This is a genomic window from Azotobacter beijerinckii (assembly GCF_900110885.1).
GTDB classification, from domain to species: Bacteria; Pseudomonadota; Gammaproteobacteria; order Pseudomonadales; family Pseudomonadaceae; genus Azotobacter; species Azotobacter beijerinckii.
The window spans coordinates 1-22,563 of sequence record NZ_FOFJ01000055.1 but is presented as its reverse complement, the minus strand read 5'-3'; the positions used below and the strand labels follow the sequence as shown (position 1 = coordinate 22,563).

Genomic DNA, 22,563 nt, shown 5'->3' with positions numbered 1-22,563 from the left:
AATCCAACGGCTACCAGGTGCTCTATACCCACCAGGGCCTCATCGCCAACTACCTGACCAAGGTGGCCCCCTACTCCTACGACGGCTTCAAGGTCGGCCCCGCCGTCGTCGAAGACGCCACCCTGGGGCTGTATGTGTCCGGCAAGTCGGGAATCAAGTCGATCCGCGATCTGCTCGCCAGGGCCAGGGCCGAACCGGGCAAGCTCAAGGCCACCGCCGAGTACGGCACCCTCAGCCACTTCATGTTCCTGAAGCTGCAGAAGGAACAGGGCGTGACGTTCAGGCTGATGGATACCGGAGGGGACGCCGCCAAGCTCGCCGCGCTGATCGGCGGCACCGTCGACGTGATGGCCAGGGTCTATTCGGGCACCGAGGACTACCTCGGGTCGGGCGACTTCGTGCTGCTCGGCGAGCCGACCGGCAAGCGGGCGCCCAACGCACCGGAGGTGCCGACCTACAAGGAACAGGGGGTCGATTTCACCTTTCCGCCCTATCTGTGGTCCCTGTTCTTCAACCAGGACACCCCCGACGAGATCGTGGAGCAGTGGGCGGAGGTCGCCCGCGAGGTGACCTCGGACCCGGCCTACCGGAAAGAGATCGAAACGCTCGGCATGGCCTGGACCTACAAGTCGCCGCAGGACAGCGCCGCCGCCTACGCCAGCATCCAGAAGACATTTGCGGAACTGGTCGACCGGGAGTCCGCCGTCGCCAAGCAGTAGCGCTCGGCCTACGCCGCCGGCCAGCAGTTTCTTGGCCGATCCGGTAGCCGAACCGGATAGCGATGAGAACCGCGGGTCGACAAAACAAGGCCCGGCGCCAAGGCCGGGCCGGAAAACGCCGTGCTTTAGGGCAGATCAGTCGCGGTCGCTGCCGCCGGTGCGGTTCTCGCTCAAAGCAGCGGCATCGTACATCCGGCTGCCCCGGGTCTCGACCTTGTCGCCGACGGCGAATTCGCGGTTCGGCGAGCGAATCACCTTTTCCCCCCGGGACTCGCCGCCAAACATGGCACCAATCGGGCCGAACAGGGCACCGATCGGGCCGCCAACGGCACCGATCATCATGCCGGTCATGCCACCGGCGACTTGATCCTTGGTTTCCTCGGCAGTTTCGGCGGCATTTGCGCTAGCGGCGGCCAGCAAGACGAGGGTCAGGGTCAGAGTGCCGAGCTTTTTCATGGCAGGTCCTTCGAGGAAACATTCCATCGATCTGGGTCAAATCGGTCAATCGGGACGCAGTGCGGTGCTTTTGGCAGGACTTCGTCTTCGTTGACGCAGAAAATACCCACACCCCTGACATGGATCAAGAAAAGAAGCGCCTTCTTATGCTTAAGGAGGGGGTGTGCCTGGCTTCCCGATAACCAGGCTGCCAGCTGCGTGCCCCACAGGAAGCAGCCAACTTTTTGATTTACAAGGATATGTCAATTCACGACGGCGCCAGCCCGGGTCCGGCGCTCCCAGCTTCCGGCAGGAGCCCGCTTGCTGGCGATCCGTAGCTGCAAAAAAGGCATCGCCAGCAAGCGGGCTCCTACGGGCAAGACTCGAACCTGCGTCCTGCCAGATGCCTATTTATATATTCCAAATCGCTATTTAATTTTTTTAATTTCTACAATCAAGATATAAATACCGGACCACCGGAGCATCGCTTTCCAGCGCCGATCTCCTGTGCCTCCTCTTCCGGGGCCCCGTGCGGCGTTTCCCCTGAAGACGAGGTGAGGCATGACCAGTCCGTTACTTTCCCAACCCCAAGGCGCCGATTATCCGGAGCCCGAGGCCACGTCCAGCGACCTGGACAGCCGCCCCCCACTCACCCCCGCCCGCCTGTTGCGCAGCGACGGCGAAGCCCTCGAAGCGGCCCGCGCCGTGGCGCGCCAGGCGCTGGCCGGCGCCGCCCAGCGCGACCGCCTGCGCCAGCTGCCCTGGGACGAAGTCGACCTGTTCAGCGCCAGCGGCCTGGGCGGCATCGGCATTCCCCGCGCCTACGGCGGGCCGGGGCTGTCCTTCGTCACCGTCGCCGAGGTGTTCCGGCTGGTCTCCGCCGCCGACCCCTCGGTCGGGCAGATCCCGCAGAACCAGTTCGGCATCCTCGGCCTGCTCGAGGGCAGCGGCAGCCGCGCGCAGAAGGAGCGCTTCTACACGGCCGTGCTGCGTGGCGAGCGGATCGCCAACTCCGGGCCGGAACGCGGCACCCGGCATACCCTCGACGTCCAGGCGCGGATCGTCCGCGACGGCGACGGCTACCGGCTGAGCGGCGAGAAGTTCTATTCCACCGGCGCGCTGTTCGCCCACTGGATCACCGCCAAGGCCATCGACGACAAGGGTCGCCTGGTGATGGCGCTGATCCCCCGCGGCGCGCCGGGGCTGCGCATCCTCAACGACTGGTCGGGCTTCGGCCAGCGCACCACCGCCAGCGGCACGGTACTGCTCGACCGGGTGCCGGTGGCCGCGGAGAACCTGGTGGACGTCTGGCGCCTGGCGGAAAAACCGAATATCCAGGGCGCCGCCTCGCAACTGATCCAGGCCGCCATCGACGCCGGCATCGCCCGCGCCGCGCTGGACGACGCCATCGCCTTCGTGCGCCAGCGCGCCCGGCCGTGGATCGACGCCAACGTCGAGCGCGCGGCGGACGACCCCTACGTGATCGCCGATATCGGCCGCCTGCAGATCGACCTGCATGCCGCCGAAGCGTTGCTGCGCCGCGCCGGCCGGGTGCTCGACCAGGTCAACGCCGCGCCGGTCGATGCCGAGTCCGCCGCCCGCGCCTCGATCGCCGTGGCCGAAGCCAAGGTGCTGGCCGGCGAGAAGCTCCTGGAGCTGGCCGGCAGCCGCGCCACCCTGGCCGAGTTCAACCTCGACCGCCACTGGCGCAACGCCCGCACCCACACCCTGCACGACCCGGTGCGCTGGAAGTACCACGCGATCGGCAACTACCACCTGAACGGCGCCAAGCCGGCGCGCCACTCCTGGATCTGAGGTCGCCATGTCCGTCCACCAAGGTTTCCCGCGCGGCCACGCCGCGCTGATCGAAAACGACGCCCAGGCCCTGCAGGTCGCCGACGAGCTGGCCGCCCGGTTCGTCCGCGAGTCCTCCCTGCGCGACCGCGAACGGCGCCTGCCCGAAGAGGAGCTGGAGCTGTTCTCCCGCGCCGGCCTCGGCGCCATCACCGTGCCCCGTGCCTACGGCGGCGCCGGGGTGTCGAACGTCACCCTGGCCCAGGTGATCGCGCGCATCGCCCGCGCCGACGCCTCCCTCGGCCATATCCCGCAGAATCACTTCTACGCCCTGGAGGTGCTGCGGGTGAACGGCAGCCCCGAGCAGCGCCGCCGCCTCTATGGCGAGGTGCTGGCCGGCGCGCGCTTCGGCAACGCGCTGGCCGAGATCGGCACGCGCACCGCCCAGGAACGCAGTACCCGGCTGCGCCGCGAAGGCGACGGCTACCGCATCCACGGGCGCAAGTTCTATGCCACCGGCGCGCTCTACGCCCAGCGCGTGCCGACCCTGGCAATCGACGACGACGGCGTCCAGCAACTGGCCTTCGTCGACCGCCGCGCGCCGGGGCTGGAGATCGTCGACGACTGGGACGGCTTCGGCCAGCGCACCTCGGCCAGCGGCACGGTGAACTTCGACGGCGTGCCGGTCGCCGCCGAGGACGTGGTGCCCTTCCAGAGCGCCTTCGCCCGACCGACCACCGTCGGCCCGCTCGCCCAGCTGCTGCATGCCGCCATCGACGCCGGGATCGCCCGCGCCGCCTGGGAGGACGCCCTGAGCTTCGTCGGCCGCCACGCCCGGCCATGGATCGATGCCGGGGTGAGCCGCGCCGCCGAGGACCCGCTGGCCCTGCAGACCCTCGGCCGGCTGACCAGCCACCTGCACAGCGCCGAGGCGCTGCTCGAACGCGCCGGCGAATTCGTCGACCGCGCCCAGGCCGCACCGGATGCGGAAAGCGTCGCGGCGGCCTCGATCGCCCGCGCGCTCACCACCGAGGTCGCCCTGGACGCCGCCAACCGCCTGCTCGAACTCGGCGGCAGCCGCGCCACCCTGGCCGAGCACAACCTCGACCGCCACTGGCGCAACGCGCGCACCCACACCCTCCACGATCCGGTGCGCTGGAAGTACCACGCGGTGGGCAACTACTACCTGAACGACGCCCTGCCGCCGCGCCGGGGGACCATTTGATGAGCCGCAAACAGATCCTGCTCAACGCCTTCAACATGAACAGCGTGGGCCACATCAACCACGGCCTGTGGACCAACCCGCGCGACCGCTCGACCGAGTTCAACACCCTGGAGTACTGGACCGAGCTGGCCCGGCTGCTCGAGCGCGGGCTGTTCGACGGGCTGTTCATCGCCGACATCGCCGGGGTCTACGACGTCTACCGCCAGTCGGTCGAGCTGACCCTGCGCGAGGCCATCCAGCTGCCGGTCCACGACCCGCTGCTGCTGGTCTCGGCGATGGCCGGGGCGACCCGCCACCTGGGCTTCGGCGTCACCGCCAGCCTGAGCTACGAGCCGCCCTACCTGCTCGCCCGGCGCCTGTCGACCCTCGACCACCTGAGCCGCGGGCGAGTCGGCTGGAACATCGTCACCGGCTACCTGGAAAGCGCCGCCCGCGCCCTGGGCCTGGAGCATCAGGTGGAACACGACCGCCGCTACGACCAGGCCGACGAGTACCTGGAAGTGCTCTACAAGCTCTTCGAAGGCAGCTGGGAGGACGGCGCCGTGCTCGAAGACCGCGCCGGCCGCCGCTACGCCGACCCGGCGCGGGTGCACAAGGTCGAGCACCGCGGCGAGTTCTACCGGGTCGAGGGCTACCACCTCTGCTCGCCCTCGCCGCAGCGCACCCCGCTGCTGTTCCAGGCCGGCACCTCGGCGCGCGGCCGGCGCTTCGCCGGGCGCCACGCCGAGGGCGTGTTCATCACCGGGCAGCATCCCCAGGCGGTCGCCGAGCAGGTGCGCCAGGTGCGCGCCGAGGCCGTCGCCGCCGGCCGCCCGGCGGATGCCGTCAAGCTGTTCATGGGCCTCACCGTGATCGTCGCGCCGAGCGAGGCCGAGGCCCGCGACAAGCACGCCGAATACCTGCGCTACGCCAGCCCCGAGGCCGGCCTGGCGCACCTGTCCAGCTCGATCGGCATCGACCTGGCCGCCTACGGCCTTGACGAGCCGATCCGCTACCAGAAGACCAACGCCATCGAGTCGGTGGCCAAGACCTTCACCGCCGCCGGCAGCGGCTGGACCAAGCGCAAGCTGCTGGAGCAGCACGCTCTGGGCGGTCGCTACCCGACCATCGTCGGCTCGCCGCAGCAGGTCGCCGACGCCCTGGCCACCTGGATCGAGCAGACCGACCTGGACGGCTTCAACCTGACCCGCACGGTGACCCCGGAAAGCTACGCCGACTTCATCGACCTGGTGGTGCCCGAGCTGCAGAGCCGCGGCCTCTACAAGACCGCCTACGCCGCCGGCAGCCTGCGGGAAAAACTCTTCGCCGCCGGTCCGCGCCTGCCCGCCAGCCACCCCGGCGCGGCCTGGCGCGACCTGTCCCGCGCCGCCGAAAGCGCCCTGCGCGCCTGAATCAACAGCCCATCCCGCACAAGGAAATCGTTCATGCCGTTCCCGTCCCTCTCCCGCCGCCGCTGGCTCAAGACCTTCGCCGGCGCCGCCCTGCTCGGCTTCTCCGGCCTGACCCTAGCCGCCAGCGACGCCCTGAAGATCGGCACCACCGCCGCCTTCGCCCCACCGCTGGAAGTGGCCGCCGCCGAAGCCGCCAAGGAAGGCCTCAAGGTCGATCTGGTCGAATTCAGCGACTGGATCACCCCCAACACCACCCTGGCCCACGGCGACATCGACGCCAACTACTTCCAGCACATCCCCTTCCTGGAGAACGCCAAGCAGGAAGGCGGCTACGACTTGGTGCCGGTGGCGCCCGGCGTGCTGAACAACGTCGGCCTCTATTCGAAGAAGTACAAGAGCTTCGCCGAGCTGCCCGAGGGCGCCAAGGTCGCCATCGCCAACGACCCGGTCAACGGCGGACGCGGCCTGCAACTGCTGGAGAAGGCCAAGCTGATCACCCTCAAGCCGGGCGTCGGCTACAAGGCTACCCTGGCCGACATCACCGCCAATCCGAAGCATCTGAAGATCATCGAACTGGAGGCGGTGCAGCTGGTGCGCGCCCTCGACGACGTCGACCTGGCCCAGGGCTATCCCCTCTACATCCGCCTGTCCAACGCCGTCGATCCGCATTCGGCGCTGCTGTTCGACGGCCTGGACCACCCGGAATACGTGATCCAGTTCGTCACCCGCCCGCAGGGCAAGGACGACCCGCGCCTGCGCCGCTTCATCGACATCTACCAGCACTCGCCCGCGGTGCGCGCCGCCCTCGACAAGGCCCTCGGCGGCCTCTACGTGCCCGGCTGGGAGAAATGAGCATGAGCAGCCTGACCTCGGAATACCGCTACTTCGACGACGCGCACGGCCAGGACATCGAAGTCGCCGCCCCTGCCGCACGGGCCGCCAGCAACGATGCGCTGCACGGCCACCTGCGCTTTTCCGGCCTCGGCAAGCGCTACGACGGCGCCCAGGGCCCGGTGCGCGCTCTGCAGGGCATCGACCTGACGGTCCGCCGCGGCGAGATCTTCGGCATCATCGGCCGCAGCGGCGCCGGCAAGTCGTCCCTGCTGCGCACCATCAACCGTCTGGAGCGGCCCAGCGAGGGCCGCGTGCTGATCGACGGCGAGGACATCGCCGGCTACGGCACGGACCGCCTGGTCGCCCTGCGCCGGCGCATCGGCATGATCTTCCAGCATTTCAACCTGCTCGCCGCGAAGACCGTCGGCGAGAACGTCGAACTGCCGCTGCGGGTCGCCGGGGTGCCGCGCGAGCGGCGCCAGCGCAAGGTCGAGGAGGTGCTGCGCCTGGTCGGCCTGGAGGGCAAGCGCGACGCCTACCCGGCGCAGCTCTCCGGCGGCCAGAAGCAGCGCGTGGGCATCGCCCGCGCGCTGGTCCACGACCCGGAGATCCTGCTCTGCGACGAGGCCACCTCGGCGCTCGACCCGGAAACCACCCAGTCGATCCTCGCCCTGCTGCGCGAGATCAACCGGCGGCTGAAACTGACCGTCGTGCTGATCACCCACGAGATGGAGGTGATCCGCGAGATCTGCGACCGCGTGGCGGTGCTGGAGCGCGGCGAGCTGGTGGAACAGGGGCCGGTCTGGCAGGTGTTCGGCGCACCCCGCCACCCGGCCACCCGCACGCTGCTGGCGCCGCTGCAACAGAAACTGCCCGAGGACCTGCTGGCGCAGCTGCAGGACGGCCGCCGGCAGCCCAACGACCGCCTGCTCATGGAGCTTCGCTACACCGGGGCGAGCGAACACGAGCCGGACCTGGCCGGTTTCGGCATGCGTTTCGGCGGCCGGGTGACCCTCCTGCAGGGTGGCGTCGAACGCATCCAGGGCCGCACCCTGGGGCATCTGCTGCTGGCCGTGACGGATTCGCCGCTGGCCGCGGAAGCATTGCGCCGGCAGGCGCTGGAACTGGCCGATGGCGTGGAGGTGCTGGGTTATGTCGCCGCTGCTTGATCGCCTCTGGCAGGCCCTGCTCGACACCCTGCTGATGGTCGGGGCCTCCGCCCTGCTCGCCCTGCTGCTGGGCATCCCGCTGGCGGTGCTGCTGGTCACCAGCTCGCGCGGCGGCCTGTTCGAGGCGCCCCTGCTGAACCGGGTGGTCGGCTGGCTGGTCAACCTGTTCCGCTCGGTGCCCTTCCTGATCCTGATGGTCGCGCTGATCCCCTTCACCCGCCTCTTGGTCGGCACCAGCTACGGCGTCTGGGCCGCGGTGGTGCCGCTGACCATCGCCGCCACGCCGTTCTTCGCGCGGATCGCCGAGGTCAGCCTGCGCGAGGTCGACCCCGGGCTGATCGAGGCCGCCCAGGCGATGGGCTGCCGGCGCCGGCACATCGTCTGGCACGTGCTGCTGGCGGAGGCCCGTCCGGGGCTGGTCGGCGGCTTCACCATCACCCTGGTGACGCTGATCAACGCCTCGGCGATGGCCGGCGCCATCGGCGCCGGCGGCCTCGGCGACCTGGCCTACCGCTACGGCTACCAGCGCTTCGACAGCCAGACCATGCTCACCGTGATCGTCGTGCTGGTCGCCCTGGTCTGCCTGCTGCAGTACGGCGGCGACCGCCTGGCCAGGGGCCTGAGCCGGCGCTAGCCAAGGCCGTTCCGGCAAGCCTCACCGCACTCTCTCTGGGCCGCGCCCCGGCTCTTCCGAACCGGGTCGCCCCGCCTCGCGGCACCCGCCGCCGTTCGACAGACGAGACTCCCCCATGAAAACCATCCCGCGTCATCTCTGCGGCCTGCTGCTGGCCGCAGGCTTCTGCCTGGGCACCGCCCAGGCCGAAACCCTGGACATCAGCTACCAGCGCTCCTCGACGCTGCTGATCCTGCTGAAACGAAACGGAGCGCTCGAAGAGCGCCTGAAGCCGCTGGGCTTCGATATCGAGTGGCACGAGTTCTCCGCCGGGCTGCTCAGCGCGCTGAACGCCGGCAGCGTCGACCTGCACGCCGACGTGGCCGACGCCTTCGCGCTGTTCACCCAGGCGGCCGATGCGCCGCTGACTTACTATGCGAAAGAGGACAGTTCGCCGTCGGCCCAGGCGATCCTGGTCGCCAAGGACTCGCCGATCCAGAGCGTCGCCGACCTCAAGGGGCGCAAGGTGGCGGTGACCAAGGGCTCGGGCAGCCACTACCTGCTGCTCTCGGCGCTCCAGAAGGCCGGCCTCGGCATCGGCGACATCCAGCCGCACTACCTGGACGGGCCGGATGCCCTGGCGGCCTTCGTCAACGGCACGGTCGACGCCCTGTCGATCTGGGACCCCTTCCTGTCCGCCCAGGAGCGCGGCGGCAAGGTGCGGGTGCTGGCCGACGGCCGCGACGGCGTCGCCGCCTATTACCGCTTCTACCTGGCCACCAGCAGCTTCGCCGAACGGCACCCAGAGGTGCTTGAGATCGTCTTCGACGAGTTGCGCAAGACCGGCCAGTGGATCAAGGCCAATCCTCGCGAGGCCGCGCAGATCCTCGCGCCGCTGTGGGGCAACCTGCCGCCGGAAACCGTCGAGCAGGCCAACGGCCATCGCAGCTATGCGGTCGTTCCGGTGCGCCGCGACGAGCTGGTCGAGCAGCAGCGGATCGCCGACCTGTACCGGGACGCCGGGATCATTCCCAAGCCCCTAGACGTCCGCGACATCCGCATCTGGCCGGCGGACGGGCAATAACCGGTGCTCCCGCTCCGCGAACCGGACAACGGGAGCGGGAGCCGCAGCGTCGGAATAAAAAAGGCCGGCCCTTGCGGGACCGGCCAAGAGGTCGTGGATGACCCAGCCTTTTGGTATTCGGATACGCCCGGGCCGCCGTCAGAGCAGCGGCACGCTGTAGGTGATGTACAGGCGGTTTTCGTCGATGTTGCGCTGCGAGGCCACCTCGCTGCGCAGCGTGGCATTCCGGTAGGAGAAACCGACGCCTTTGAACAGGCCGCCCTGCACGACGTAGTCCAGGCGCAGGTCGCGCTCCCATTCGCTGGTGTCGCTGCCGTTGGTGTCGATGTTGTCGCCGTGCAGGTAGATCGCCGAGGCCTTCAGGCCCGGCACGCCGAGCTTGGCGAAATCGTAGGCGTAGCTGGCCCGCCAGGTGCGCTCGCCGGCGCGCAGGAACTTGCCGATCTGGCTGTCGGTGATCAGGTAGGAGGTGTAGCCGTCGCCCTGGTTGAGCACCGGGAAGTCGCTGTTGCCGGACAGTCGCTGCACGCCGACGCTCAGCTCGTGGGCTTCCAGCAGATAGGTGAACTTGGCGCTCCACAGCCGGTTGTCCACCTCGCCCCGGTGCGAGTCGCCGGCCGCCCAGTAGCCGCTGCTGCGGTAGCCCTCGGCACGCCCGGAGGCGCTGGCGTTCTTGCCGTCGGAATCGCTGTTGAAGTAACGCAGGTCGGTCTTCAAAAGGCCCACCGGCAGCTTCCAGTCGTGCTGCAAGCCGACGAAGTGCTGCTCGTAGAAGTCGTCCAGGGTGCCGTAGTAGTACTGCAGCAGGAGGTTCTTGCCGAGCTTGTAGTCGGCGCCGGCGAAGTAGAACCGGTTGCTGAACTGGCCAGTCTGGGCGTTGTTGGCGCCGGCGATGGACAGGCTATCGCTGTTGGTCGAGCTGCGCCCCTTGGCGTGCTCGAACTTGCCGCCGGTCAGGGTCAGGTTGTCGATTTCGTTGGTGGTCAACTGCGCGCCCTCGAAGGTCTGCGGCAGCAGGCGACCGTCGTTGTAGGTCACCACCGGCAGCTTGGGCAGGAAGGTGCCCACGCGCGCCTCGGTCTTGGAGACGCGGACCTTGAGGGTCGGCCCCAGGCTGCCGTATTGGTGCACGGCCCGACCGTCGCCGTTGGTGGGGAACAGCTGTCCGCTGTAGTTGGTGCTGTTCGGGTTGTAGTGGGTGCCCTTGCCGGAGTCGAGACGGACGCCCCACATACCGAGGGCGTCGACGCCGACGCCGACCGGCCCCGGGGTGTAGCCGGATTTGTAGTCGAGGAGGAAGCCCTGGCCCCATTCCTTCTGCATGGACGGCGCGGCGGTGCCGTCGCGGTTGTCCTGGTTGAAGTAGAGATTGCGCAGCCCCAGGGTGGCCTTGCTGTCCTCGAAGAACCCGGCAGCGCCCGCCTGCTGGGCTGCTCCGCCGAGGACGACCGCCAGGGCCAGGTACGACTTGTTCATGCTCGATGCTCCAGATGCGTATTAGAAATCCTTGAAATGCATGGCTGGGGCTCGGGCCGGCGAACGCTGCGAGGAGGTTGCTGGTGGATTGGAGAGCCCCGAAATCGGGCTCGGTGCGGTAGTCCGCTGTCGGCTGGGCGTGCAATGTAAGAGAAATTATTTATCCCTAAAAAGAATTATTTTTTACTTTGTTATAACTTAAAATCATCAAACAACCAGCATAAGCCAATTCCATAAAAATATTTGCAGATGGCTTTTTGGATCATTTAGTTTGCATCGACCGGACCACCGGACCTTCCGCATTCCCCCAGAAGTTCCTGCCGCTCCGCTGCCCCGCTGCCCCGCTGCCCCGCAGGCTCGGAGCGCCATCCAAGAGGTCTGTCATGCCCCCTTTCATCCCCCTCAGCCGCCGCGCCCTGCTCGGCCTCGGCCTGGCCCTGGGGCTGTGCGCCGTCCTGCCCGCCCAGGCGGAAACCCAGCTGCGCATCGGCTACCAGAAATCCTCCACGTTGATCGCCCTGCTGAAGACCCGCGGTACCCTGGAAAAAGCCCTGGCGGCCCAGGACATCCGCCTCAGCTGGCACGAGTTCGCCAGCGGCCAGCCGCTGCTGGAGGCGCTCAACGTCGGCAACCTGGACCTCTCCGCCGACGTCGCCGACACCGTGCCGGTGTTCGCCCAGGCCGCCGGCGCCCGCCTCGCCTACTTCGCCCAGGAAGCGCCCTCGCCGGCGGCGCAGGCGATCCTGGTCGCCAAGGACTCGCCGATCCGCAGCCTGGCCGATCTCAAGGGCAAGAAGGTGGTAGTGACCAAGGCCGCCGGCAGCCACTACCTGCTGCTCGCCGCGCTGGCCAAGGCCGGCCTGAAGTTTTCCGACATCCAGCCGGCCTACCTGACCCCGGCCGACGGCCGCGCCGCCTTCGAGAACGGCAAGGTGGACGCCTGGGTGACCTGGGAGCCGTTCCTCAGCGGCGCCCAGCGCCAGCTGCCGACCCGCACCCTGGCCGACGGCGACAAACTGGCCGCCTACCAGCGCTACTACCTGACCAGCAGCAGTTTCGCCAAGGAAAACCCGCAGGTGCTGGAAGTGGTGTTCGCCGAGCTGGTCAAGGCCGGCGACTGGCTGCGCGCCCATCCCCAGGAAGCCGCGAAGATTCTCGCGCCGCTGTGGGGCAACCTGGACCCGGCGATCGTCGAGCAGGCCAACGCCCGGCGCAGCTACCGGGTGCGCCCGGTGCAGGCGGAGAGCCTGGCCGAGCAGCAGAAGATCGCCGATGCCTTCTTCGCCGAGGGCCTGCTGCCGAAGAAGGTCGATGCCCGCGACGTTTCCATCTGGCAGCCGCAGAAGACCGCCGCTCGCTGATCCCCCGCCCCAGCCGCGTCCTGCGTACCGGGGCATCCCTCATCCGCCCGCCGTCAGACGCCCGCCTGGGCCAGCAACGCCTGCAGGCTCGCCAGCTCCCGGGCGTCGAGCCGGGCCAGTTGCTCCTCGATGACCGCCAGCGGCGCGGCGCTGCTCGGCAGGTTGAGGTGGACCGGAAGGATTTCGTCTCCGCTGCAGACCAGCAGGGCGAAGTGGATGACGCTCTCCAGCTCGCGGGTGTTGCCCGGCCAGGGATGGCGCTCCAGAGCGAGCTGGGCGTCCGCCCCGAGCTGCGGGAGAGGTAGTCCCAGGCGCTGGGCATAGACGCCGAGGAAATACTCGGCCAGCGGCAGGATATCCCCCGGCCGCTCGCGCAGCGCCGGCAGTTCCAGGCGGCCCTCGTCGAGGTAGCGGTAGAGCCGTTCGCTGAACTTGCCGGCGGCCACCGCCTGGGCCAGGTCGACGCTGCTGGCCGCCACCAGGCGCACGTCCACCGGCGTCGGCTGGGGCGCGCCGAGGCGCTGCACCTCGCGGGTTTCCAGGGCGGTGAGCAGCTTGTCTTGCAGGTTCTGCGGCAGGTCGCCGATCTCGTCCAGGTAGAGGGTGCCGCCGTTGGCCGAACCGAACCAGCCGGCCCGGCTGCAGGCCGAGCCGACATAGGCGCCGACGGCATGGCCGAACAGCTCGGCCTCGGCCCAGGTCGGGCTGAGCGCGCCGCAACTGACCGCAACGAACAGGCCGCTCCGCCCGCTCTCGCGGTGGATCTGCCGGGCCAGCAGTTCCTTGCCGGTGCCGCTTTCGCCGCGGATCAGCACCGGCAGGCCGGCCGGGGCGAGACGCTCCACCTCGCCGCGCAGCTTTCGCGAACGCGGATCGACGAACACCAGCGCCTTGGCGCGGATGCTCAGCGGACTCTTGTCGGCCTCGGGGAAGGTCAGCAGCGGCTGACCGGGGGGAAGATGGCGGCTCATCGGGTTCTCCTCGTCGGGCCGCCAGCTCGGGCAGGCTCGGCGCTATCGGCGATTGTCGGGTGAGGCGAGGCGGCGCCCCGGCAGGCGCCGGTTTTCCCTGGCGCACGAGGGCGTCATACGCAGCGCCGCTCCAGTCGTTCGATCTGCCGCTGCAGGCGGTAGAGATGGGCGAAGCCCTGCTCCCAGCGGTGGTGTCCGGAGTCCACGTTGATATGGCCGGCACCGGGCAGGATGGTCGGCAGCGAGCCCCAGTCGCGGGCCAGCTCCAAGGCGCGGGTCGGACTGGCGACCGGATCGTTGTCCGAGCCGACCAGTTGGCTGGGAAACGGCAGGCGCTCGCGGGCGATCGGCGCGAAACATCGCAGGGCCTCATGACAGGTCGGGCGCTCGACATCCGCCGGCGCCACCAGCAGCGCACCCCGTACTCGCGCCAGCGAGGCCGGCGCGGCCTGGGCGGCCCAGCGCGCCACGGCGACGCAGCCGAGGCTGTGGGCGATCAGGATCGCCGGACGGCCCTCGGCGGCGACTGCGCGCTCCAGTGCGGCGACCCAGCCAAAGGGATCGGGATTCTCCCAGTCGGCCTGCTCGACCCGCACGGCGTTCGGTAGCGTGCGCTGCCAGTAGCTCTGCCAGTGCTCGTCGGGCGAGCCGTGCCAACCCGGCAGGATCAGGTAGCGAAGTGTCTGGCTGGGCATTGCGGGCCTCCTCGTGTGGGCAACGGAGACCAGTCTAGGACAACCCTTTAAATACTAAAAAAGAATAAAAAATTATTTATTTATTTCATTTTTCTTATTCCGCAAAGCAGCCAAAAATAACTAATAGATATATAAAAATGACCAAATAGTATTTTTAAGAATATTCGGTTTCCCCCTACTATCCGCCCCACGCCGCCGATCCAGCGGACTCGCCGGCACATTCATCCAAGGAGAGCACAGCCATGAGCGCCACCCTCAGAAGCCTCGAAGGCCAGGACGAAGCCAACATCCTGCGCGAAATCCACACCGCCCTGAAGAACCTGCGTTTCGGCGCGGTGGAAATCACCGTGCACAACGGTCAGGTCGTGCAGATCGAACGCAAGGAAAAGTTCCGTCTGCAGGCCCAGAACGCCAGCAAGACCCCCTGATTTACCAGGGCGAACGACCCGACTGGACAACCGGAGGGTACGCATGAACGAGAAGAAACCGGGCACCAAGCCCCCTGGACAGACGAGGCTCCGGCCCTCTGCACCAGCGAACGCCAATGCCGACCGTACCCCCACAACTAGAAAGCATCCCCCGCTACATTCAGGAGTCGTATCCATGTCCATCCGTCGTTTCGCCCTCGCCGCGCTGGCCGGCCTGAGCCTGAGCCTGAGCGCCGCCGTCCAGGCGCAGACCCTGCTGCTCAACGTGTCCTACGATCCGACCCGCGAGCTGTACAAGGAGTACAACGCCGCCTTCAACAAGCACTGGCAGGCCGAGGGCAATGATCCCGTGACCATCCAGCAGTCCCACGGCGGCTCGGGCAAGCAGGCCCGCGCGGTGATCGACGGACTCAAGGCCGACGTGGTGACCCTGGCCCTGGCCGGCGACATCGACGAGCTGTACCGGCTCGGCAAGCTGATTCCCGAGGACTGGCAGAGCCGCCTGCCGCAGGCCAGCACGCCCTATACCTCGACCATCGTCTTCCTGGTGCGCAAGGGCAACCCGAAAGGCATCAAGGACTGGGACGACCTGGTCAAGCCGGGCGTGGAAGTGATCACCCCGAACCCGAAGACCTCCGGCGGCGCACGCTGGAACCTCCTCGCCGCCTGGGCCTGGGCGCAGCAGAAGCACGGCAGCGAGGAGAAGGCCAAGGCCTTCGTCGAACAGCTCTACAAGCAGGTGCCAGTGCTGGATACCGGGGCGCGCGGCTCGACCATCACCTTCGTCAACAACAACATCGGCGACGTGCTGCTGGCCTGGGAGAACGAGGCCTTCCTGGCCCTGAAGGAACAGGGCGGAGAGAACTTCGAGATCGTCGTGCCCTCGCTGTCGATCCTCGCCGAACCGCCGGTGGCGGTGGTGGACAGGAACGTCGACAAGAAGGGTACCCGCGAGGTGGCCACCGCCTACCTGAACTACCTGTACAGCGAGGAAGGCCAGCGCATCGCCGCGAAGAACTTCTACCGGCCGCGCAACGAGAAGGTCGCCGCCGAGTTCGCCAAGCAGTTCCCCCGCCTCAAGCTGGTGACCATCGACAAGGATTTCGGTGGCTGGAAAACCGCCCAGCCGAAGTTTTTCAACGACGGTGGAATATTCGACCAGATCTACAAGGTGCGCTGAAGCTACTGCGCTTGCTCATACTGCGTTGAAGACCGGCTCGGGCATGCTCATTTACAGCCCGTAAACTCCGCTGCCCTCGCCGGTCTTCGCCTTGTCTGAGCTGCGCTCGTGACGCTTCAGCCTAGAGACCTATCAAGCTGACAAGGCAGAAAAAATGTCCCGCCGCATATCCCCCGTCATACCCGGCTTCGGGCTGACGCTGGGCTACACCCTGGTGTATCTCAGTCTGTTGGTGCTGATTCCCCTGGGTGCCATGTTCGTCCACGCCTCCCAGCTCAGCTGGGGAGAGTTCTGGGCAGTGATCTCCGCCCCGCGGGTGCTGGCTGCGCTCAAGCTCAGCTTCGGCACCGCCCTCGCCGCGGCGCTGCTCAACGGGGTGATCGGCACCCTGCTGGCCTGGGTGCTGGTGCGCTACCCGTTTCCCGGCCGCAAGGTCATCGACGCGATGATCGACCTGCCGTTCGCCCTGCCCACCGCAGTGGCCGGCATCGCCCTGACCGCGCTCTACGCGCCGGCCGGGCCGGTCGGCCAGCTCGCCGGCGAATTCGGCCTGAAGCTCGCCTACACCCCGCTCGGCATCGCCCTGGCGCTGACCTTCGTCACCCTGCCCTTCGTGGTGCGCACCCTGCAGCCGGTGTTGGAAGACATCCCCCGCGAGATCGAGGAAGCCGCCGCCTGCCTCGGCGCCAACCCCTGGCAGACCTTCCGCCACGTGCTGCTGCCGGCGCTCCTGCCGGCCTGGCTGACCGGCTTTGCGCTGGCCTTCGCCCGCGGTATCGGCGAGTACGGCTCGGTGATCTTCATCGCCGGAAACATGCCGGGCAAGACCGAGATCCTGCCGCTGCTGATCATGGTCAAGCTGGACCAGTACGACTACACCGGCGCCACCAGCATCGGCGTACTGATGCTGGTGGTGTCCTTCGCCCTGCTGCTGCCGCTCAACCTGCTGCAGCGCCGCATCGAAACCCCCTGAGGAGGCTGCCATGTCGTCCATAACCCTGAGCGCGGCCGCCTCCGCCAACGCCGCCCGCCGCGGCAACGCCCTCGGCCGCCGCCTGCTGATCGGTGCCGCCTGGCTGGTGTTCGCCGTGTTCCTCCTGCTGCCGCTCTACGTGGTGCTGAGCGAGGCGCTCAAGCTCGGCTTCGGGACCTTCTTCGACGCGCTGCTGGAACCCGATGCCCTCTCGGCCCTCACGCTGACCCTGCTCGCCGTGGGCGTCTCGGTGCCGCTCAACCTGGTGTTCGGCCTCGCCGCCGCCTGGTGCGTGAGCAAGTACGAGTTCCCCGGCAAGAGCCTGCTGGTGACCCTGATCGACCTGCCGTTCTCGGTCTCGCCGGTGATCGCCGGCCTGATCTACGTGCTGCTGTTCGGCGCCCAGGGGGTCTTCGGCGAGTGGCTGACGGAGCACGACATCCAGATCGTCTTCGCCCTGCCCGGCATCGTCCTGGCGACCATCTTCGTCACCGTGCCCTTCGTCGCCCGCGAGCTGATCCCGCTGATGCAGGAACAGGGCACCCAGGAAGAGGAAGCCGCGCGCCTGCTCGGCGCCAACGGCTGGCAGATGTTCTGGCACGTCACCCTGCCCAACATCAAGTGGGGGCTGATCTACGGCGTGGTGCTCTGCACCGCCCGCGCCATGGGCGAGTTTGGCGCGGTGTCGGTGGTTTCCGGGCACATCCGCGGCTTCACCAACACCCTGCCGCTGCACGTCGAGATTCTCTACAACGAGTACAACCACGTCGCCGCCTTCAGCGTCGCCAGCCTGCTGCTGCTGCTGGCGCTGGTCATCCTGCTGCTCAAGCAGTGGAGCGAAGCCCGCCTGTCCCGCCTCAAGTCCAATGCTGCCGAGGAGTAAGCCATGTCCATCGAAATCCGCAACGTCAGCAAGCGCTTCGGCGCCTTCCAGGCCCTCAACGACATCAACCTGGACATCCACAGCGGCGAGCTGGTCGCCCTGCTCGGCCCCTCCGGCTGCGGCAAGACCACCCTGCTGCGGATCATCGCCGGCCTGGAGACCCCGGATGCCGGCAGCATCGCCTTCCACGGCGAGGACGTTTCCGGCCACGACGTGCGCGACCGCAACGTCGGCTTCGTGTTCCAGCACTATGCGCTGTTCCGCCACATGACGGTGTTCGACAACGTCGCCTTCGGCCTGCGCATGAAGCCCAAGCGCGAGCGGCCGAGCGAGCCGGTCATCGCCGCTAAGGTCCACGAGCTGCTCGCCATGGTGCAGCTCGACTGGCTGGCCGACCGCTATCCCGAGCAACTCTCCGGCGGCCAGCGCCAGCGCATCGCCCTGGCCCGCGCGCTGGCGGTGGCGCCGAAGATCCTGCTGCTCGACGAGCCCTTCGGGGCGCTGGATGCCAAGGTGCGCAAGGAGCTGCGCCGCTGGCTGGCACGCCTGCACGAGGAGATCAACCTGACCTCGGTGTTCGTCACCCACGACCAGGAGGAAGCCATGGAGGTGGCCGACCGCATCGTGGTGATGAACAAGGGGGTGATCGAGCAGATCGGCGCGCCGGGCGAGGTCTACGAGCATCCGGCCAGCGACTTCGTCTACCACTTCCTCGGCGACTCCAACCGCCTGCAGCTGGGCGACGGGCAGATCCTGTTCCGTCCCCACGAGGTGTCGCTGTCCCGCGAGGCGGTGAGCGAATACCACGGTGCCGAAGTGCGCGACATCCGCCCGCTCGGCGCCGTCACCCGGGTGACCCTCAAGGTCGACGGCCAGGACGAGCTGGTCGAGGCGGAAGTGGTCAAGGATCACGACAGCCTGGTCGGGCTGGCGCGCGGGGAAAGGCTGTTCATCAAGCCGAAGGCGAGCGCCTGAAACGCCCCGCCCGGACGCCTCGCGGGCCGGGCGGGATGCCTTTTCTCGGGAATCTTCACATCGGCGACGGGCGGGGAAAACCCGCCCGTTCGTTTCTCTGCCCTTGTGCCGCGGATCTCGTGGCGAGCCCCGGCCAGGGTTTCAGACGCGCTTCATCTCGCCGCCCACCGGCACCAGCTCGGGCGAGCGCTCCGCGGTGGCATCGCGCAGCATCGATTCCAGGTTGCGCTCGATGTTGTGGCACAGGGCTTCGGTCTGGATGCGGTGCTCGCTGTTGCGGAAGGGGCTTTGCAGATCCGTGCCGACCCGTTCGATGGCCAGCAGCATGAAGCCCGCCACCGTCGACACCAGCGGCGTGTACCAGCCCAGGGTTTCCACCAGGCCGATCGGCATGATCAGGCAGAACAGGGTGATGAACAGGCGCGGGAAGTACACGTAGGGATACGGCAGCGGCGTGTTGGCGATCCGCTCCATCCCGCCCTGGCAGTCGGAGAGCACCACCATGGTCGACTCCAGCCGCGACAGGCGCATGCTGTCCAGACGACCGGCCTTGTATTCCTTGGCCAGCAGGGCCGCCGAACCGTTGAGGATGTCGTTGGGGAAGTTGTTGGTGTGATGGCGGCGGTCGAACTCCTCGGCCGGAATCAGCGCCTGGACCTCTTCGCCGCAGGGCTCGCCCTTCAGGTGCGCCGTCAGCGCCTTCACATAGGCCACATGGCGGCGCAGGAGAATGGCCTTGATCGGGTTCATGCCATAGGCGTCGTCGATCAGGGCGAGCACCTGACGCGCGTAGCTGCGCGAGTTGTTGGTCATGGTGCCCCACAGGGTCCGCGCTTCCCACCAACGGTTGTAGGCACTGGAATTGCGGAAGCTGGTCAGCACCACCAGCGCCGAACCGAGCAGCGTCAGGGGCATCGAGGGGAGGTTCCAGCGTGGACTCACCAGAAGCATGTAGTCCACGGTGATGAAGATATCCCAGAGCAACAGCCAGAACAGCGACCAGCCGACATAGGTGAAGGTCTTGATCAGATATCGGCTTTTTTGGACAAAGGCGTTCGACACGTATGCATCTCGCTGGAGAGTGACTGAATTTCGACCATCGGACGCGGGTTCGATATCACTGCAACCCTATGGATTTCGGGGTTATCCGATGAGTGGAGCTATTAATGATTAACCGACTGACATGCGTCAAGGATACCCATTTCGACTTATGTCCTGGCGCATGCAGAAATACCTGGTCCGACAAGCATGCCGGGCACGCCACAGCGAATCGCTCCGCGCCTTTTACCGTCTCGATACTCCAAGACTCCCACTGGCAGCCCGTTGGGAGCAGGGCGGCCCGGAGTGCATTGCCGAAGTTTCGATACGGCATGACGGATTATTCAAGTTATCCCTCAAATGGTTTCATTTTGTGTACGCCCAACTCCCCGGGGGAAGAACGGATTTTTCAAGAAGATACAATCAGGCTTTCGCATGACTTTTTTACAAAATATGTTCTCCGATATGCGCAGCCGATTCGCCGCATACTCACACGATCAGGCCTCCCCCGCCCGGATTGTGGATTGGACTCCATGGATCCTTCATCCAGCCGATGCTGGATCGGTGATGGCAATCATAAAAATCATCATGCAGCAAAAATGCAGCAACGCCCTCCAAGACAGGTGGCATCGACGCGATGCAGTGCGACAAGCCGTGATCGCCGCAGGGGGAAGATATGCAACTCGGCGCGCGTCAAGTCGGCGCAGGAATCAGTGATGACGGACAAGCCAAGCGCTACCCACCCTACTTGCCAGGGTGTGGAGCCGGTCGTGGTCGCTGGTGAGAGAACGCCGAGGGGAAGTTGTGCGACTGGACATGTGCCAGGGAGAGTCAGTGAGGGTGACGCGGCGGTGGGCAACCCAGGCGCTGCCCACCCTACTTGCTAGTTGACGCCGTTATAGGCAAAGGATTCGGCAGTTTCGAGCGTCCAGCCAAGCGGACGCGGGCGGTTGCCGTGGATCACAACCTTGTCGCCGACGGCGAAGACGTAGTTCGGCGAGCGGTACTTCTTCAGTTCGCCGCTGTCGGTGCGCACAATGTAGGCCCGGTCGCTGAGGCCGGTGACCTCCTGGGCTCCGCCACCGACCAGGGCGCCGACACCGGCACCGAGCAGGGCACCGATCGGGCCACCGACGGAGCCAACCATCATGCCAGTCATGCCACCCGTGGCCTGCCCGGAAGTTTGATCCGCCACTTCGCTGACGATTTCAGCTGCATAAACGCTGCTTGCAGCCAACATGCCGATGCCCAGAGCCAGAATGCCGAAGTTTTTCATGGCGGTTCTCCCGAGAACAGAGTCAACGATCTTTGCCGATCGATTCCAGTTGGGACGAGCCGAGCGCTGTCTGCGCCGCGCCGCTTCGTCTCCCTTGGTAAGGAAACTAACGATTTAACTGACACAGATCAAGAAAATAAGCATCTTCTTATGCTTAAGGAGGGGGCTCTTAATCCCCAGCGAAATAGCACCTCCCACCGCGCTCTTCGCAGCAGGCCTTCAAGCAGTTGATTTACAAGGACAAGACGATCGACCGTCAGAAGAAGCCCCCTCATCTGCCGGGCCTCTCCATATGCCGCGATTGCATTCGCCTCCATGCGCTACGCGAGAAACACCAGACCGACACCGTCGAAGACGCCGGCAACACGCACCAGACAGGCGTGCGGCGCATAGACGACGGGAGCCTTGCCTGAATCCAGATGACCCCACATCGAACCCGGGAAGCTGGCAGGAACGCAAAAGCTCAGCGGCAAAGGCTGACTGTCGGAGGCGAGACGGACAGAATCGGGGAAAGGCAGGCAGCACCTCGGTAACAAGGATGCAAACCAGGTCGCAGGTGCGGCAGGGGAAGGATGTACGGCGCGGCGCGTGTAAGGCCGTCGCGGGAATCAGTGATGGTGACGCAGCGGTGGGCAACCCAAGCGTTGCCCACCCGACCGGTTAGTTGACGCCGTTATAGGCAAAGGATTCGGCAATTTCGGGCGTCCAGCCAAGCGGACGCGGGCGGTTGCCGTAGATCACAACCTTGTCGCCGACGGCGAAGACGTAGTTCGGCGAGCGGTACGTCTTCAGTTCGCCGCTGTCGGTACGCACGACGTAGGCGCGGTCGCTAGCGCCGGCCACCTTCTGACCGGAACCGCCGAACAGAGCACCAACCCCGGCGCCGAGCACCGCACCGATCGGACCGCCGACGGAACCCATCATCATGCCAGTCATACCGCCCGTGGCCTGACCGGAAGTTTCGTCGCCCACTTCGCTGACGATTTCAGCGGCGTAGACACTGCCTGTAGCCAACAGGCCGATGGTCAGAGCCAGAATGCCGAACTTTTTCATGGCGGTTCCTCCGAGGGCGGTACCAACGATCGTTGCCGATCAACTTCAGTCAGGACGAGGTGGGCGCTGTTTGCGCTGTGTCATTTCGTCTCCCTTGGTGCAGAAACTATCGATTTGACTGACATAGATCAAGAAAATAAGTGACGAATTATGCTTTAGGAGGGTGCTCATGGCCGTCGGCAACAGAGCGCCGCCAGCCCGCGCTCTTCGCAGCAGACTTCCAAACAGTTGATTTACAAGGATAAGGCGATCAGATCGGGGCTTGCACCCCATCATCGACACACGAAGGAATCAGTCCCCCGCTCCCCATGCAGGAGCCGAGGGATACCGATTCGGCAGACGCGGGCTCCTCAGGCATCGCGCAGAAGGTCGTGGGCATCGAGCAACCTGTAGGCAACCTCCGGGCTCCTCTCCAGCCCGCGGCGAATGGCTGCCGGGATCGACTGGCGGGTTTTGCGGCACAGGCCGGGCAACTCATCGATGCGAATGACGATCCCGCGCATGGTCCGCACTTCGTTGAAGCCCGGGACGACTTCCACACGAATGCCCAACTGCTCGAACATCCGGCGCCGCATGTGCTCGAGGGCGTCCAGGCTGGGGAGATTTTCCAGCCGCTCGAGCAGGCGCTTTTCCTCCTGGCGGGTCAGGCGCAGGATGCGCAGATCGGCGCCGGGCGTTTCCAGCGTAACCGCTCCATAAACCCTACCTTCGAAACCGCGCCCTGAGATCTGATGCTGAGCTCCCGATTCCTTCTGGAACTTGCCCCGCATGATGCGTCCCGCCCCCAACGTCAAAGCTGTTTACCTCTACCCCAAGCCGGTCGATTTCCGTAAATCCATCAATGGCCTGGCAGCCCTGGTCGAGTTGGATATCAAGGTCGCGGTGTTCGACCCTGTGTTGTTCGTCTTCCTCAATCGCACACGCAACCAAGTGAAAATTCTGTACTGGCATCGCAACGGCTTCTGTCTGTGGCTCAAGCGCCTGGAGGCC

At 66.5% G+C, this 22,563-nt stretch carries 24 protein-coding genes; 16 read left to right on the top strand and 8 right to left on the bottom strand.

Annotation, left to right across the window (positions count from 1 at the left end; all coding sequences use genetic code 11):
* Positions 1-719, top strand: a 719-nt coding sequence (locus tag BMY22_RS18630) for a tripartite tricarboxylate transporter substrate-binding protein (RefSeq protein WP_090624557.1), incomplete at its 5' end; no start/stop codon positions are given.
* 135 nt (positions 720-854) lie between these two features.
* On the opposite strand, the gene BMY22_RS18625 is transcribed toward BMY22_RS18630, so the two are convergent.
* On the bottom strand, positions 855-1,175 hold the full coding sequence (locus BMY22_RS18625) for a hypothetical protein (protein ID WP_090624555.1): 321 nt from the start codon (positions 1,173-1,175) through the stop codon (positions 855-857).
* Positions 1,176-1,715: 540 nt separating this feature from the next.
* Between BMY22_RS18625 and BMY22_RS18620 the strand changes: the two genes are divergently transcribed.
* The 7 genes from BMY22_RS18620 to BMY22_RS18590 all read left to right on the top strand — a co-directional run bounded on the left by BMY22_RS18620 (position 1,716) and on the right by BMY22_RS18590 (position 9,264).
* Positions 1,716-2,969: an SfnB family sulfur acquisition oxidoreductase gene (locus BMY22_RS18620; protein WP_090624553.1), complete on the top strand. Its 1,254-nt coding sequence runs from the start codon at positions 1,716-1,718 to the stop codon at positions 2,967-2,969.
* 7 nt (positions 2,970-2,976) lie between these two features.
* Positions 2,977-4,173, top strand: a complete 1,197-nt coding sequence (locus BMY22_RS18615) for an SfnB family sulfur acquisition oxidoreductase (protein ID WP_090624551.1) — start codon at positions 2,977-2,979, stop codon at positions 4,171-4,173.
* On the top strand, positions 4,173-5,564 hold the full coding sequence (locus BMY22_RS18610; RefSeq protein ID WP_090624549.1) for an LLM class flavin-dependent oxidoreductase: 1,392 nt from the start codon (positions 4,173-4,175) through the stop codon (positions 5,562-5,564). The genes BMY22_RS18615 and BMY22_RS18610 overlap by 1 nt, the downstream gene beginning before the upstream one ends.
* A gap of 33 nt (positions 5,565-5,597) precedes the next feature.
* Complete coding sequence (locus tag BMY22_RS18605) at positions 5,598-6,416, top strand: MetQ/NlpA family ABC transporter substrate-binding protein (protein WP_090624547.1); 819 nt, start codon at positions 5,598-5,600, stop codon at positions 6,414-6,416.
* Positions 6,413-7,567, top strand: a complete 1,155-nt coding sequence (locus BMY22_RS18600; protein WP_090624545.1) for a methionine ABC transporter ATP-binding protein — start codon at positions 6,413-6,415, stop codon at positions 7,565-7,567. Before BMY22_RS18605 ends, BMY22_RS18600 begins: the two co-directional genes overlap by 4 nt.
* On the top strand, positions 7,551-8,201 hold the full coding sequence (locus tag BMY22_RS18595) for a methionine ABC transporter permease (protein WP_090624543.1): 651 nt from the start codon (positions 7,551-7,553) through the stop codon (positions 8,199-8,201). The genes BMY22_RS18600 and BMY22_RS18595 overlap by 17 nt, the downstream gene beginning before the upstream one ends.
* A gap of 115 nt (positions 8,202-8,316) precedes the next feature.
* Positions 8,317-9,264, top strand: coding sequence for an aliphatic sulfonate ABC transporter substrate-binding protein (locus BMY22_RS18590; protein ID WP_090624542.1), 948 nt, complete (start codon positions 8,317-8,319; stop codon positions 9,262-9,264).
* A gap of 138 nt (positions 9,265-9,402) precedes the next feature.
* Here the strand turns inward: BMY22_RS18590 and BMY22_RS18585 are convergent, their stop codons facing one another.
* On the bottom strand, positions 9,403-10,740 hold the full coding sequence (locus BMY22_RS18585; RefSeq protein WP_090624540.1) for an OprD family porin: 1,338 nt from the start codon (positions 10,738-10,740) through the stop codon (positions 9,403-9,405).
* 383 nt (positions 10,741-11,123) lie between these two features.
* Here BMY22_RS18585 and BMY22_RS18580 point away from each other — a divergent pair, with 383 nt between their 5' ends.
* Entirely contained in the window at positions 11,124-12,101 is a 978-nt protein-coding gene (locus tag BMY22_RS18580) for an aliphatic sulfonate ABC transporter substrate-binding protein (RefSeq protein ID WP_090624538.1), read from the top strand.
* A gap of 53 nt (positions 12,102-12,154) precedes the next feature.
* Here the strand turns inward: BMY22_RS18580 and BMY22_RS18575 are convergent, their stop codons facing one another.
* Together BMY22_RS18575 and BMY22_RS18570 are read right to left on the bottom strand one after the other, a co-directional pair.
* The gene (locus BMY22_RS18575) at positions 12,155-13,072 is read right to left on the bottom strand and encodes a sigma 54-interacting transcriptional regulator (protein ID WP_090624536.1); all 918 of its coding nucleotides are present in this window, start codon (positions 13,070-13,072) and stop codon (positions 12,155-12,157) included.
* Positions 13,073-13,185: 113 nt separating this feature from the next.
* Positions 13,186-13,767 carry an RBBP9/YdeN family alpha/beta hydrolase gene (locus BMY22_RS18570; RefSeq protein ID WP_090624534.1) on the bottom strand — a complete coding sequence of 194 codons (582 nt, stop codon included), beginning with the start codon at positions 13,765-13,767 and terminating at the stop codon, positions 13,186-13,188.
* A gap of 242 nt (positions 13,768-14,009) precedes the next feature.
* Here BMY22_RS18570 and oscA point away from each other — a divergent pair, with 242 nt between their 5' ends.
* The 5 genes from oscA (at position 14,010) to BMY22_RS18545 (ending at position 18,206) form a co-directional block, all read left to right on the top strand.
* Complete coding sequence (gene oscA, locus BMY22_RS18565; RefSeq protein WP_090624532.1) at positions 14,010-14,195, top strand: sulfur starvation response protein OscA; 186 nt, start codon at positions 14,010-14,012, stop codon at positions 14,193-14,195.
* A 175-nt stretch (positions 14,196-14,370) separates the two neighbouring features.
* On the top strand, positions 14,371-15,375 hold the full coding sequence (locus BMY22_RS18560; RefSeq protein ID WP_090624530.1) for a sulfate ABC transporter substrate-binding protein: 1,005 nt from the start codon (positions 14,371-14,373) through the stop codon (positions 15,373-15,375).
* A gap of 154 nt (positions 15,376-15,529) precedes the next feature.
* Positions 15,530-16,348, top strand: a complete 819-nt coding sequence (gene cysT, locus BMY22_RS18555) for a sulfate ABC transporter permease subunit CysT (RefSeq protein ID WP_090624528.1) — start codon at positions 15,530-15,532, stop codon at positions 16,346-16,348.
* Between the two features lie 10 nt (positions 16,349-16,358).
* Positions 16,359-17,231: a sulfate ABC transporter permease subunit CysW gene (gene cysW, locus BMY22_RS18550; RefSeq protein ID WP_090624526.1), complete on the top strand. Its 873-nt coding sequence runs from the start codon at positions 16,359-16,361 to the stop codon at positions 17,229-17,231.
* Positions 17,232-17,234: 3 nt separating this feature from the next.
* Positions 17,235-18,206 carry a sulfate/molybdate ABC transporter ATP-binding protein gene (locus tag BMY22_RS18545; protein WP_090624524.1) on the top strand — a complete coding sequence of 324 codons (972 nt, stop codon included), beginning with the start codon at positions 17,235-17,237 and terminating at the stop codon, positions 18,204-18,206.
* A 141-nt stretch (positions 18,207-18,347) separates the two neighbouring features.
* On the opposite strand, the gene BMY22_RS18540 is transcribed toward BMY22_RS18545, so the two are convergent.
* Together BMY22_RS18540 and BMY22_RS18535 are read right to left on the bottom strand one after the other, a co-directional pair.
* On the bottom strand, positions 18,348-19,268 hold the full coding sequence (locus BMY22_RS18540; protein ID WP_090624522.1) for a bestrophin family protein: 921 nt from the start codon (positions 19,266-19,268) through the stop codon (positions 18,348-18,350).
* An 859-nt stretch (positions 19,269-20,127) separates the two neighbouring features.
* Positions 20,128-20,520 carry a hypothetical protein gene (locus BMY22_RS18535; protein WP_090624521.1) on the bottom strand — a complete coding sequence of 131 codons (393 nt, stop codon included), beginning with the start codon at positions 20,518-20,520 and terminating at the stop codon, positions 20,128-20,130.
* 227 nt (positions 20,521-20,747) lie between these two features.
* Between BMY22_RS18535 and BMY22_RS18530 the strand changes: the two genes are divergently transcribed.
* A complete protein-coding gene (locus tag BMY22_RS18530; RefSeq protein WP_090624519.1) occupies positions 20,748-20,933 on the top strand; it encodes a hypothetical protein in 186 nt (61 codons plus the stop codon).
* 247 nt (positions 20,934-21,180) lie between these two features.
* Here BMY22_RS18530 and BMY22_RS18525 read toward each other — a convergent pair whose 3' ends face one another.
* Positions 21,181-21,573, bottom strand: coding sequence for a hypothetical protein (locus tag BMY22_RS18525; RefSeq protein WP_143068546.1), 393 nt, complete (start codon positions 21,571-21,573; stop codon positions 21,181-21,183).
* Positions 21,574-21,923: 350 nt separating this feature from the next.
* Positions 21,924-22,343 carry a hypothetical protein gene (locus BMY22_RS18520; protein ID WP_244158917.1) on the bottom strand — a complete coding sequence of 140 codons (420 nt, stop codon included), beginning with the start codon at positions 22,341-22,343 and terminating at the stop codon, positions 21,924-21,926.
* Between BMY22_RS18520 and tnpB the strand changes: the two genes are divergently transcribed.
* Positions 22,342-22,563 (top strand): IS66 family insertion sequence element accessory protein TnpB (tnpB, locus tag BMY22_RS18515; protein WP_244158916.1); only part of this gene is annotated, 222 nt, incomplete at its 3' end. The two genes, BMY22_RS18520 and tnpB, sit on opposite strands and share 2 nt — an antisense overlap.